The organism is Vibrio ouci, assembly GCF_004551525.1.
GTDB lineage: Bacteria > Pseudomonadota > Gammaproteobacteria > Enterobacterales > Vibrionaceae > Vibrio > Vibrio ouci.
Map to the genome: position 1 here is coordinate 1 of NZ_SATR01000397.1, position 391 is coordinate 391.

Below are 391 nucleotides of genomic sequence, written 5' to 3' on the forward strand. Positions count from 1 at the left end.
TGCTATTTCTCACTGGTTTTCTGAACTAAACCACAAGGCAAGAACCAACTTGGCCACCAAAGGCGATTAACCTAAAACCAGTAATTCCACTTCCCTGCCCAATGAGGCAACCCGACTAAGAAACAACAAGCGCCCTATTTTTCCAACCAAAGCGCAAAACAATGTTGAATTGCCGAGGCAACTGCCAAGCTGAAATGCTGCTTGGTAATGAACCTGAAAGCGACTTTGAGCCAGTTAAACAAGAAGCCGACCGCCACGACCTGACAATGAAGCAACCCGCGAACATTGGCATGTTTTACCGCCTGAGAGATTCAAGGACTTAGAACGACAATGCGGATTTGCTGAGTCTACTAGGGACGAATTGCCTGAGGGACAAAGAACTAAAGCCTAA

1 protein-coding gene is annotated in these 391 nt (G+C 46.5%); it reads left to right on the forward strand.

Features of this window, described 5'->3' with window-relative positions:
- Positions 1-161: 161 nt before the first annotated feature.
- Positions 162-323, forward strand: a complete 162-nt coding sequence (locus tag ELS82_RS26660) for a hypothetical protein (protein ID WP_167489582.1) — start codon at positions 162-164, stop codon at positions 321-323.
- Positions 324-391: the final 68 nt, after the last annotated feature.

What these genes read in the sequence shown, in the direction of transcription:
- ELS82_RS26660 (WP_167489582.1), top strand. Translation starts at nt 162, where the DNA reads ATGTTGAATTGCCGAGGCAACTGCCAAGCTGAAATGCTGCTTGGTAAT.